The organism is Nostoc sp. MS1 (genome assembly GCF_019976755.1).
Lineage (GTDB): Bacteria > Cyanobacteriota > Cyanobacteriia > Cyanobacteriales > Nostocaceae > Trichormus.
In genome coordinates, this window is sequence record NZ_AP023441.1 from 1,821,820 (window position 1) to 1,835,258 (window position 13,439).

General features: G+C 42.0%; 6 protein-coding genes. 5 read left to right on the forward strand and 1 reads right to left on the reverse strand.

What is annotated here, in order from left to right; translation table 11 throughout:
* Positions 1 to 31: 31 nt before the first annotated feature.
* The gene (locus NSMS1_RS07975; RefSeq protein WP_224092389.1) at positions 32 to 865 is read left to right on the forward strand and encodes a YbjN domain-containing protein; all 834 of its coding nucleotides are present in this window, start codon (positions 32 to 34) and stop codon (positions 863 to 865) included.
* A gap of 53 nt (positions 866 to 918) precedes the next feature.
* On the opposite strand, the gene NSMS1_RS07980 is transcribed toward NSMS1_RS07975, so the two are convergent.
* Positions 919 to 5,859: a CHAT domain-containing protein gene (locus NSMS1_RS07980; protein ID WP_224092390.1), complete on the reverse strand. Its 4,941-nt coding sequence runs from the start codon at positions 5,857 to 5,859 to the stop codon at positions 919 to 921.
* A gap of 151 nt (positions 5,860 to 6,010) precedes the next feature.
* On the opposite strand from NSMS1_RS07980, the gene NSMS1_RS07985 reads away from it, so the two are divergent.
* The 4 genes from NSMS1_RS07985 (at position 6,011) to NSMS1_RS08000 (ending at position 13,424) form a co-directional block, all read left to right on the forward strand.
* Complete coding sequence (locus tag NSMS1_RS07985) at positions 6,011 to 7,846, forward strand: ShlB/FhaC/HecB family hemolysin secretion/activation protein (protein ID WP_224092391.1); 1,836 nt, start codon at positions 6,011 to 6,013, stop codon at positions 7,844 to 7,846.
* Between the two features lie 393 nt (positions 7,847 to 8,239).
* A complete protein-coding gene (locus tag NSMS1_RS07990; protein ID WP_224092392.1) occupies positions 8,240 to 11,251 on the forward strand; it encodes a peptidase domain-containing ABC transporter in 3,012 nt (1,003 codons plus the stop codon).
* A 54-nt stretch (positions 11,252 to 11,305) separates the two neighbouring features.
* On the forward strand, positions 11,306 to 12,880 hold the full coding sequence (locus NSMS1_RS07995) for an HlyD family efflux transporter periplasmic adaptor subunit (protein ID WP_224092394.1): 1,575 nt from the start codon (positions 11,306 to 11,308) through the stop codon (positions 12,878 to 12,880).
* A gap of 49 nt (positions 12,881 to 12,929) precedes the next feature.
* A complete protein-coding gene (locus NSMS1_RS08000) occupies positions 12,930 to 13,424 on the forward strand; it encodes a DUF427 domain-containing protein (RefSeq protein WP_224092396.1) in 495 nt (164 codons plus the stop codon).
* Positions 13,425 to 13,439: the final 15 nt, after the last annotated feature.

Below are 13,439 nucleotides of genomic sequence, written 5' to 3' on the forward strand. Positions count from 1 at the left end.
CTTACTTAGTCTTAAACCTGATTTAATACCAGTGTTAGCAGAACAGATTACCAATGTTGAAGAGGCTGCAAATTATATCTTTAAATTAAGCCAAGAACAACCTGACAATATATTACTATCTACCGAAAGTTGGTTAGTATTATCTGTAAAACAGAAACAGCAATTAGGAGAAGTTGGCTACCGCACTCTTTGGTCATATATTAGTCCAGAAAATATTAGTCAAACAGCAACTTCTAGTGAAGAAGTTTCCCAAGGAATTATTAATTTTTTTCAAGATTGGACAGAGGCTAATTTATCAGCAAAAACTCAAGAAGCGGCTGATAAAATGTTAGAAGGAATTGATAAGTTTTTGAAAAACTTTAAAAATATTGAACCAGAGAAAAATCCGCAAACCTCTCCTATAGATAGCAATATTTTTGAGGAAATGATTAATTTCTTCACCACCGATGATTGGCCTTTTGTACAACTTCCAGGACAGTCAGCTTTACAAATCAGTTTTCAAGGTGAAAATGGCAAATGGAATTGTTACGCTAGAGCGAGAGAAGAACAACAACAATTTATCTTCTACTCGATTTGTCCAGTTAATGCACCAGAAGATAAACGACTGGCTGTAGCAGAGTTGATCACAAGAGCGAATTGTGGCATGATGCTCGGCAACTTTGAGCTAGATTTTAACGATGGGGAGATTAGCTATAAAACCAGTATTGATGTAGAAGGTGACAGACTCACAGCCGCACTCATCCAACGGTTGGTTTACGCTAACGTAATGATGATGGATGAATATTTGCCAGGGATAATGTCTGTCATCTACGGTAATGTGTCGGCAGAAGAAGCCATAGCCCAAATTGAGACTTACAAAAATTAGATAGGTAATCTAAGTATTAATTACGAATTACGAATTACAAATTAAAAATTAATTTACCAAGGATTGCCCACCATCGTAAATGCTGCCCAATAATAAGGATGGGTGAGTTGTATAGTATCTTCATCTTCTGCGACACTTTGGGCAGGTAAAACCAAGCCGCGATCGCCGCCTAAACCTTCCACCCGACCATCTTTAATGTAAACTTGTCCTTTTGCCATAGCTACCTGAGCTTCTCTGAGTGCTTCTGCACGGATGGGCGCAGTTTTGAGGGATTCATAAAATTTCGTCATCAAAGCTGCCGTACCTGCATCGTTGACAGCCCACAGACTAGCAATGGAAGTTTTCACCCCAGCAAGTACCGCTAAACCAGCAAACCCAATTTCTACTTGTTCATCCCCTAAAGCAGTTCTACAAGCACTCAGCACCATCATCTCGACTTGGGGTTCATTTAATCTTAATTGTCTGATTTGGTCTAAGCGCAATTTGTCTTCCCAGAATTGAATATAGGAATTGCTTAACGGGCCGGGAATAAAATCAGCATGGGTGGCTAAATGAATAATGCCGAATGGTTGTTGGCGACGAATCATTTTCAGATTGTCTAATGTTGCTTGCTTATCTAAGAGTAATTTACCCGGCCAGAGTTTGGAAACAAGAGTTGATAACTCAACAGGAACAGCTGGTAGTGGTTGTTGTCCCTGAGTGCTTTGAGAAATTCCTAAAGCCAAAACTTGGGATTTTTTGATGTCGGTATAGAGAGTGTTAGTTAAGCTGAGACTGGGCATTAAGCCAATGCTGTATTTCTCTACAATGAATTGTTTACCATCGTGGAGGGCTGCAAACGGTGTTGTCCGTAAGCCAACATCTGGCAAAAAGACTAAATTATTGATGCCTTGTGCTTGTAATTCTGCCTCCAATGGGGCAATTATCCATTTATATAGTTGTTGGGATGGTTGTAAGTAACCTTGAGTGTCGCGGTTTTCTGGATTAACTATTTGCTCACGAAATTCTTTGGCTACTTGCAACACTGTGGCTCTAGTTGTGCCGTCGATGCGCTTGCGGATGGGGTTTCCTTTACCAGTAACTACTATGATTTCTAATTGATCGCGATCGCTCTGACCTACGGTATTTAAAATTTTAGTAGATTTGTTGTTACCAGTCGAGGTATTGCTAGCAATTTCTACAGGTACAAAACTGAGGTAAACTAACGCAGGTTTCACACCTGTAGCTTTTTCTATTTGCTGTAAAATTTCCTGGCCATCATCTATGCTTTTAATTCCTGGTGCAGCTACACCTAACTGTCTAGCAACTGCGTTTGTGAAGTCACGTTCGGGATCGGGATTTAATGTGACAGTGGTATCACCTCCACCATTATTTGGCGGGTTAACTGGTGGTATATTAGTTGATGGTTTACAAGCAGATGGCAAAATTTTACAGTTGTCAACTTGTGGCGGTGGCGGTGGCGGTGGTGTTGGGACTTGTACTCCTACCGCTACGGGTACTGTCGGCGAAGATGAAACTATATCACTGGCTTTGACTCTGAAGGCTTCAATGTTTCCGTTAGTAGTGATATTCCCTGGCGGAGTATAGTGTAATGTTTCACCCACAGTTAAAGTGTCTCCAGCTCCTAATACTGTATTACCTCGCTTCAGTGTTCCTGCCAAGATGGCATCAATTACAACAGTAGTATTATCTTGATTGATATCGTTAACGTTGGCTGTGAACGTAAAGTCAAAACCTACACCCGGTTGCGCATTCAAGGATATGGGAGAGGTTGTGGTAAGTGTTGGCGGGGTGTTAATCGACCTAATAGTAATATTACTGGGTGTGCCACTGGCTATTCCCCCATTAGACAAGACGGGGAAACTCCCAGCAGATGCACTAGGGTTATCACCTGTAGAAATTAACCCTACAGTGCCATTTACAAGCGGTGCTGTGCTGCTTACACTAGGATTATTGACGACAAATGGCACATTGTCTGGTCCACCATCATGTTGAATTTCCACCGTACCATTTGTTAACACTGGAGAAGAATAGCCGTAACCAAATCCTCTAAATTCTGCGTCGGTTTTAATAGTGTATGTTGTCCGTGTTACTAATCCATTTCCTTGTACTAAACCATTGGTGATGATTTGTACATTGCCACTTTGAGCATTCCCACTAGAATTGTAAGTTATAGCACTAGTGTTAATGCTGTTAAAAGTAATCGTACTACCAAATGGATTAGTAGTGGTTAAGGTAACATTACCACCTGTAGCAAGTGAGTCTCTCGCAGTTGTTGTAATATCTTTTACATCAATTTTTCCAGTTGCTGTTATATTAACGTTTCCGCCTGTACTTGGGGTAGACTCCAGAGATGGTTGCACATTGGTGGGAAAACTTGAGTTGTAGCCAAAACCGCTAGTCACAATATTACCAGCAGTCACATTGCCTGTAGCTTGCAAAGTCACGTTACCACCAATACCTTGAAAGTCGCTGCTTCCTTCTCCACTGGTGTTAATGTTACCCACGGTAATATCGCCAACTGTCGCGCTGAGGCTGACGTTACCACCTTGACTACCAAAATTTATATTGCTGGTATCGAGATTTCCCAATGACAAACTTGCCCCAGAAATGTTTATCGCTCCCCCATCAGTTTGAATGGTGTCATTACGATCAACAAATCTGACAGCACCATTGGTGGAAGTTAAGCTGAAACTACCACCAGTACTCAAGTCTAATGAAGCTAAGTTGTTGGAAGTGACACCTGATGTACCTGTGATATCTTCGATAGTAATATCACCTGTTGCTTGCAGATTAATACTAGTGTCACTGCTCAAAGCCCTAAGCCTACCCCAAGAAATGGTATTTGCTCCATTATCAGGATCATTGGCGAGAATCGTGCCTGTTGTGGTATCAAATGTACCCCCGGATGCGGCATCAATAATATTTAAGGTGCTGGGGTCTAGTAATAATGTGCCTACTTGACCATTGGCGGCGCTAGTATCTACTTGTCCGTTGAAGGTTAAGAAATTTTTGCCGGATACTTCTACAAAACCACCATTTCCTGCATTTGCGCCACCACGGGCGGAAATGTTACCAAAAAATTGTGCGGAATTATCAGCCCAAACAATTACACGTCCGCCGTTACCATTTTGATTACTATTAGCGTTGATGGTGGTCTGGGAATCGACGTATGTCTGCGTAGCATTGGGTACAGTACCTCCACCTTTGTAATCTCCGCCAATTAACACAGTACCGCCGTTGTTATTGCCGGAGGCGTTAATATTTGCGCCTACTAAGCCGACTTTTGTACCCAAAACACTGGCAGTTCCGCCTGTGTTCCCAGAGACATTCACATTTCCACTGACAATAGTTGTGCCTGGGGTAGTAGGGATGGTGACGTTGGAGTTAGTCAATTTAACGCTACCATCGGCGTTGGCGGTTAAGCCTGTGTTAGTATTACCGACTGTAAGTAATTCTGGTAAAGAGGCGATCGCCACTGTCCAATTGTTGGGTTGGTTACTATTGGGTGTGAGGGGTTGAATTTCCAAGCTTAAAATATTTCCTGGCTGGCTGAGGCGCACCCAATTCTGCCCAGGTACGGATGTAACTACAATCTGCCCGGCTGGGGCTGTAAGTTGTCCAGTATTAACGACTGTCCCACCTAAAAGACTCAAACTCTGTCCTTCACCTACTCCCAAGTTACCAGCATTGATAATAGCCCCTGGTTGACTCATGGTAAAAGCAAAGCCTGTAGGGTTGCCCACTAAGGCGGCATAGTTATTATTACCAACAGCATTAAACCAACTACCGTCAAACTTGATACCGTTGGCGGTTGTGGCTGTAAACGCGCCAGGAACATTTAAACTAGCATTAGTGCCAAAAACGAAGCCGGCGGGATTCATCAAGAATAAGTTAGGGTTGCCCCCTGTTACTTGAATTAAACCATTGATAATCGAGGCATTACCGCCTGTCACTCGACCAAGGATATTTTGCAAGTTGGGATTGGCTTGGAAGTTGGCAATTTGTTCTGCACTAACTCCAAACTGTTGAAAGCTATGGAAAAGGTTAAGACCGTTACTAGAAGTTGTGCCACCTGTAATGTCAATTCTGTTACCGTTGGGTGTGACAATGGTATTAGTCCCATCGGCGGCGGGGGTAATCTGTTGGGCTTGGGTGGGGGTGTTCATTCCCCATAAGGACAATAAGCAAGCTACACTTGCACAGGCTGTCTTAGTTAAAGTTGTCTGCCTTTGCTTACGCCGCAAGATAAAGCGACCAGAGGGTAATTCCACATCAATACGCCACTTATCCGCCAGTCCCCGCCGTTGCAAAGCTTTAGCGACTGCTTGTTGCGCCCAGAGAATTTGTTTAGTTCTGTTAGCGACTGAGATACTTTGATTGTGAATCCGATATAGATAAAGAGGCTTTTTGAGATTATATACTTGTGTTACTTCTGACAGGCGCAAGCACAAATCATAATCATAAGTATAGTCAGAGGCATATATATGCACACCTCCCACCTGTTCATACACAGAACGCCGCAATAAGCGGAAGTGGAAGGTCATAAAGTCTACCAGTAGCCTTTGGGGCGAGTAAGGAATGCGACAACGATGACCATAGCCTAGTATTTGACCATCAGCATTAATATCTAGGTAATCGGTGTAAACTAAGCCAACTTCTGGATGACGCTGGAGGACGGTGAGTGTTTGGGCTAAGGCCATAGGAGCGAGGATATCATCACTATCTACCCAACCGAGATAAGTGCCTGTGGTTTGAGAAATTGCCTCTTTACGCGCCTTGGCTGTTCCTTGATGCGGTGCTGTTACTACCCGCACTCGTCTATCTTGCTGGGCATATCTCTGAGCGATCGCCACTGACCCATCCGTAGAGCCATCATCCCACACAAGTAGCTCAAAATCCTGCCATGTCTGTTGTAAGACGCTGGCGATCGCTTCCCCAATATAACGCTCTCGATTGTAATTGGTGATGACAATGGAGATCAGTGGTGACATGGAATTACTCTCAGGATTTTTGCTACTACCAGAATATAATGCTGTATTATCACTTGTACGGGAAATTACTGTTAATAATCATTTTTAGTTACAAAACTTTTTAAGAATTTTTGTAAAAAATATGCTATTCAGATACGTGGGCAGTAACGCTATGGGTCAAAATCAACATCAGTCGTTTTCGGTGAGAAACCCATCCCGTCAAGGAAACAGAAAGCTGATATCTACAAATCAGCCAAAACTGTGCAATTTTGCTGCCAATCGTCTTCTCAGGGGAAAGATGGAAAATTTTTATACTAATTGCTCAATACTATTAATTCTCTCAATTGCTTGTTTATTAGTTGATAATGGACAACGTAGTCTAGCTGATGAGGTGACTTCATCTTCTGAATCAGTAATAGTACAGTCAGCAGAGACTACTCCACCTCAGCCAGAATCTAATCAGCAACCAGCAACAGCAGACACAACAACATTTCCTGAAAAGTTATATGTAAAAGAAATTCGGGTTATAGATAGCACAGTTTTTGGACAAAGTGACTTTGCACCTGTAGTCAAACCCTTTGAAGGACGAGAACTGACGGCGGAGGAGGTGCGAAAAGCGGCTGATGCGGTGACGCAACTTTACTTAAATCAGAATTATCTCAATTCCCGTGCCGTTCCCGTGACTCCACAACCAGGGGCGACAGATGGGGTTTTAGTGATTAGGGTAATTGAAGGGCGTTTAGCAGACATTGATATTGAAGGGACACAGCATGTTAACCCAGCTTATATTCGTAGCCGCATTCGACTAGGTGCGAGTGTTCCTCTCAATGCGGTGAAGTTGGAGGAACAGTTGCGATTATTGCGACTCGATCCCCTATTTACCAATGTAGAAGCCAGCCTCCGTCCTACTGGTCAAGTGGGACAAAGTTTGTTAATTGTGCGTGTGCAAGAGGCGAAAAACTTTACTAGCAACTTCTTAATTGATAACTATTCCCCGCCTAGTGTGGGTGGAGAAAGATTTGGGGTAGAACTGGGTTATCGTAACTTAACTGGCTTTGGGGATTTACTTACAGGTGCTTATTATCGTACATTCACGGGTGGTTTTGAGGCTTTTGATTTTGGATATCAAATTCCCGTCAACGCTATGAACGGAACTGTGCAACTGAGGGTTTCTCCAAGTAGCAGCAAAATTACTGAAGCGCCATTTAAGGATTTGGGGATTCAAGGTGAACAGGATATATATGAAATTAATTACCGTCAACCATTGTGGCGATCGCCTAGAGAAGAGTTTGCTTTATCATTAGGATTCACATATCAAGATGGTCAAACTTTCCTCTTTGACCGCCTCCCTACCCCCTTCGGTATCGGCCCTGATCAAAATGGCGTGAGCCGTACCAGTGTGATTAAGTTTGGTCAAGATTATGTCAGTCGCAGTTCTCAAGGTGCTTGGTTTTTGCGATCGCAATTTAACTTTGGTGTCGGCTTATTCAATGCGACGAGTAACCCAGACCCCATTCCTGATAGTCACTTTTTTAGTTGGCAGGGTCAAATACAGCGATCGCAACAATTGAGTAATAATAATCTATTAATCATCCAAGGTGATGTGCAACTCACCCCCAATAGTTTGTTACCCTCCCAACAATTTGTTATTGGCGGAGGACAATCTGTACGCGGTTATCGACAAAACATCCGCTTCGGTGACAATGGTGTCAGGTTGTCAGTAGAAGACAGAATTATCGTGCAAAGGAATGTCGCAGGATTACCAACAATACAACTAGCGCCCTTTTTTGATATGGGTGTCGTCTGGAATCAAGGTGATAATCCCAACAAATTACCAGATCAAACTTTCTTAGCTGGTGCAGGTTTAGGAATGCTGTGGGATAATGCCTTGGGTATTGACCGTCTCGCTCTACGTTTAGACTACGCTGTTCCCTTCGTAGACTTACAAGACAGGGGTAACAATGTTCAAGATGAGGGCTTTTACTTTAGTTTGCGCTACCGGCCGTAGGTAGGAGGCAGAAGGTTAAATACTTTTACTCATGACTCAGAACTTCCTATTCAAAAGAAAAAACGCTGCTCTCTGTTCCTTACTATGAGAGATTTTCACCACAAAGACACCAAGGCACAGAGACAAGATTAAGTATTTTAGCTCAAGTAATTACTAAAGTATAAGTTTATGATACTTTTAATTTGAGTATATATCCTTAATGTTTTCATAAATTTATATGAAGTATATTTGTGTAACTGTAATATTGACGTAATTTACACATCTGATGATGTGATTGGGTATATGGAGTGAAAATAACCAATGTTATTTTATCTGCGTAAATTAATCACTCGCAGTTTTGATTATGTTGGCATCAAAGAGTATTCAATTTATAGATAATTAATTACGTGAGAAATGACTTATATAAAGAGTGCTTTTCAAGAGTTTCTTTTCAGCCTAGAAGGGTTTGACCAGTTACCGGGGGAGGAACTGAATCATCTTATAGACAAGATACAGCCGTTACGCTATCGCATCGGGCAGAAAATTATTGGTAAGGAAAAAACACCAGACCGCATCACGATTATTTATGAAGGACAGGTGCGGCTGTTGGGATTTGACCCGCAAACCCAGGTTCCCAGCACCCTCAAGTTACTTAAATCAGGGGAAATTATTGGTGAAATCGGGTTATTGCGGGGTGTGGCTTGTGAAACAGCGATCGCTTCCAGCGATGAAGTGATAGGTTTAACTATAAATGCTACAGATTACCTCAACCTGTTAGATTCCTATCCAGCTTTTGCGCACGGGCGACAAAGCCACAGCAGCATTATTGAGATTTTTGATGTTTTGGGTAGTCAATTAGCCCAACAAGCTCATGTAGTTGATAATCTTGACCAACTGGCTATCCAAGCTTTGGAAAATGCCAAAGTAGATTACCTTCCTCCAGGCAGAAATTTTTCCCATCAATTAGATAGTGATAGTGTTTGGTTTGTGAGTGGCGGTACAGTCACAAATTACCCAGTGGGTTCTCGCCTCGAACCCAGCGATGGTAATCAAGTGATTGAGGTGAGTGGAGGAATTTCGGCACGGTTAATTGGTTTATCACCGTTTGATTTGTTATTTCTGGATAACAATTATCAACAAATCGGACAATTGGCTATTAGTGATAGCCAACCAGTCATAGCAGAAATTGTAGATATTCCCTACGCCGACGAACAAGATATTCCCTCCTCAGAACCTTCCCCCAGCTACAGTAAACAAAAGCAAAAATTCCCCTTTGTTCGTGGTAGGGGTGAGTTAAATTCCACATTTGCTTGCTTTCAAATGCTAACCAAGCACCTGCAAATTCCTTTTCGTAAGGAAGTAGTGCGCCGCATTTTAAATGAGCAAATCAAACGTCAAGGGACTATTTCCTTCCCCGCCTGCGCCTACCTATCAGAGTTAATCGGACTCAAAGCTAATTTAGTAGATATACCTGCGGCTGCTATTACTCGCGTCCCTACACCAGCATTAGTCCACTATGATGATGGTTACGCTGTTTTATATGCAGCCGATGCCAATAGAGTCGTTTTAGGTGTACCATCCCAAGGCATAGTACGCTGTAAACCCGCGCAAATAGTCGAACATTTAGAAGTTATTCCCGAAAGTTACCCCCCACAAATTCGGGTACTACTGCTGTCTTCCACCAAAGAAACACCCCAAGAACGCTTCGGTTTACGGTGGTTTCTCCCTTACCTAACACGTTATCGTCGGGTTCTCATCGAAGTTTTTATTGCTTCCTTCTTTGTGCAACTCGCAGCTTTAGCCAACCCCCTAGTTATTCAGCTAATTATTGATAAAGTCATTGTTCAAAATAGTATCAGTACGCTGAACGTTTTGGGTGTGTTGCTGTTAGTTGTGGGTGTGTTTGAAGCCGTTCTCACCACCTTAAGAACCTACTTATTTGTCGATACTACCAACCGTATCGATATGGGTTTGGGTTCAGAAATTATTGATCACTTACTGCGGCTACCCCTACGCTACTTTGAAAAACGCCCCGTGGGTGAACTGGCTACCCGCATCAACGAATTAGAAAATATTCGTCAATTCCTCACCGGGACGGCGTTAACAGTAGGGTTAGATGCTGTATTCTCGGTGGTTTACATCATCGTCATGCTATTTTATAGCTGGCAACTTACCTTGGTTGGGTTAGGAACAATTCCCATATTTGTTGTCATTACCCTAATTGCATCGCCAACAGTTAGTAGACAGTTACGTTCCAAAGCCGAACGCAACTCAGAAACTCAATCTTATTTAGTTGAGGTGATGTCTGGTATTCAGACAGTGAAAGCGCAGAATATCGAACTGCGATCGCGCTTTTCTTGGCAAGAGCGGTATGCTCGATATGTCGCATCTGGTTTTAAAACCGTCGTCACTTCTACTCTCGCTAACTCCACAAGCCAATTCCTCAACAAACTCAGCAGTTTATTAGTGTTGTGGGTGGGTGCTTATCTAGTATTGCAAGGCGAATTAACTTTAGGGGAATTAATCGCTTTCCGCATTATCTCAGGTTACGTCACCAGTCCAATTTTACGCTTGGCGCAACTGTGGCAAAGCTTCCAAGAAACAGCATTATCCTTAGAACGTTTGAGCGATATTGTTGATACACCCCAAGAAGCCGAAATCGACCGCTACAATATCCCCCTCCCTGAGATTCAAGGGTCTGTAAAATACGAAAATATTTCCTTTAGATTTGCCCAAAGTGGCCCCTTACAACTAAACAACGTCAATTTAGAAATTCCCGCAGGTAAATTTGTCGGTATTGTCGGACAAAGCGGTTCCGGTAAAAGTACGATGATGAAGTTACTGCTGCGTTTGTATGACGTAGAAGCGGGGAGAATTTTAATTGATGGTTACGATATTTCCAAAGTCGAATTGTACTCATTGCGGCGACAAGTTGGTGTAGTACCCCAAGAAACCCTATTATTTGACGGGACAGTGCAGGAAAATATTGCCCTGACAAACCCCGATGCTAGCACTGAAGAAATTATCGAAGCCGCGCGTGTAGCTGCTGCCCACGAATTTATTATGGGTTTACCCAATGGGTATAATACCCGTGTAGGTGAAAGAGGTGCGGGACTTTCTGGGGGACAAAGACAGAGAATTGCGATCGCTCGTTCCGTCCTCCAAAGACCAAAACTGTTAGTATTAGACGAAGCTACCAGTGCCTTAGACTACCCCACAGAAAGACAAGTCTGTTTGAATTTAGCCCAAGCCTTTCGCGGTAACACAGTTTTCTTTATTACCCACCGCCTCAACACCGTCAGCCATGCAGATATCATCGTTGTCATGGATAGTGGAAAAGTCATAGAACAAGGAAGTCACCAAGAATTGATGGCTGCTAAAGGTCATTATTTTTACCTGTATCAACAACAAGAAGTTAATTTGTAATTGGTCAATAGTCAATAGTCAACAGTCAACAGTCAACAGTTAACCACCAAATCTATGACTCAACTTAATGGTAATCATGTCAATGCTAATGGCAATGGTAAACAAGATAAAGCAGTAAAGCTTGACTCTCAACTTGTACCACAAACTAAGGCAAATCCAGCTTTAGTTAAATTCAATGAACAAGAATTTGAGCAGTCAGTTATCCTACGTCAATCTCCTATTTGGTCACGAACAATCATGCTGACCCTCATCGGTTTAGCTTGTGTAGGTATTGGTTGGGCATATTTTGCCAAAATTGAGCAAGTAGTACCCGCAACAGGCCAATTAAAACCAGAGGGAACTGTTAAAGAAGTACAAGCACCTGTAAGTGGTGTGGTCAGAGAAGTGTTTGTCAAAGATGGGCAAAAAGTTAATAAAGGGGATTTATTATTAACTTTTGAAACTGTGGCTACTGTTGCTCAATTAGAGTCTTTAAATAAGATTCGCTCTGCTTTAATGCAGGAAAATCAAATTTATCGCCGCTTAATGGGAGCGACTTCTGGTATTTCATCTGAACTAAATTTCTTACGCGGTCGTTTGCCAAGAGATGCAGAGTTTCTGCTAAAAAGTCGAGTCGCTTTAGTTGAAGAGAATGAATTATTGCGTAATCAACTCAAAAACTCTACCACAGGTGTAGGCTTAGATGCAGATGAAAAACTACAGCTACAAATATCCAAAAAAGAATTAGAATCTCGTGCGGCATCTGCCCGTTTAGAAGTTGCTAAAAGCCGCAAACAACTATCACAAACAACATTTAAACTCCAAGATACACAAGCGAGTTTAGCAATTCAACAGCAAATTTTAGATAAAATTAAAATATTAGCCGAAGAAGGCGGTATATCTCAGCTACAATACCTTAACCAACAACAACAAGTACAGAATTTAGCCGCAGAAGTCGCCCAACTCGCTGAAGAACAAAAACGGTTACAATATGATATTGAAAAAGGGCAAGAACAATTTACTAATACTATCGCAGCTTCTGATAAAACTATTTTAGAAAAAATAGGTAGTAATAAACAGCACATTGCCGAAATTGATAGCCAATTTATGAAAGTTGTGCGGGAAAATGAACAGAACTTAGCAGATATTAACAGTAAAATTTCCCAAACTCGGTTGAATTTAAGATATCAAGAACTCCGCGCCCCTGTCTCTGGTACAGTTTTTGATTTACAGGCCAAAAATGCTGGTTATGTAGCTAATCCAACTCAAAAACTCTTGCAGATAGTACCTAACGAAAATTACATCGCTGAAGTTTTCATCACTAATAAAGATATTGGCTTTGTCCGCCAGGATATGAAAGCAGATATCAGGATTGATTCATTTCCCTTTAGCGAATTTGGTGATATTAAAGGAAAATTAATCAGCATCGGCTCAGATGCTTTACCACCAGACGAAAACCATAAATTTTATCGTTTTCCTGCCAAAGTTAGCTTAAATAAACAATATTTGGAAATTAAAGGTAAAAAAATTCCTTTGCAGTCTGGGATGTCAATTACCGCCAACATCAAAGTTAGGGAAGAACGGAGTGTGATGAGTCTGTTTACCGAGATGTTTACCAATCAAGTTGACAGCTTGAAAGAAGTACGTTAGATATCATAGTTTTGGCGCTGCCCTCGCCACTCTACTTAATTTTGAACTTATGCACCCACAACGCATCGAACCTCAACCGGGACAAGAATCTGTATGGGACTATCCCCGTCCCCCTCGCTTGGAAGAAACAAACAAACACATTCAAATTATTTTCAATGGGGTAATCATCGCCGATACCCAAAATGCCAAACGGGTATTAGAAACTAGCCATCCTCCCTCTTATTACCTCCCCCCAGAAGATATCAGAATGGAATACCTATTTCTCACACCGCAATCTAGTTTTTGCGAGTGGAAAGGACGCGCTGGTTACTACACAATTCGGGTAGAAGATAAAGAAGTACAAAATGCAGCTTGGTATTACCCCAGCCCTACATCAGAATTTGCCTCAATTAAAGATCATGTAGCATTTTATGCCCATCTTATGGATGTTTGTTATGTGGATGGGGAAAAAGTAGAACCACAACCGGGTAACTTTTACGGTGGGTGGGTAACAAGCGATGTTGTAGGGCCGTTTAAAGGTATTCCCGGTAGTTGGGGCTGGTAATTAAAATTATGTTTT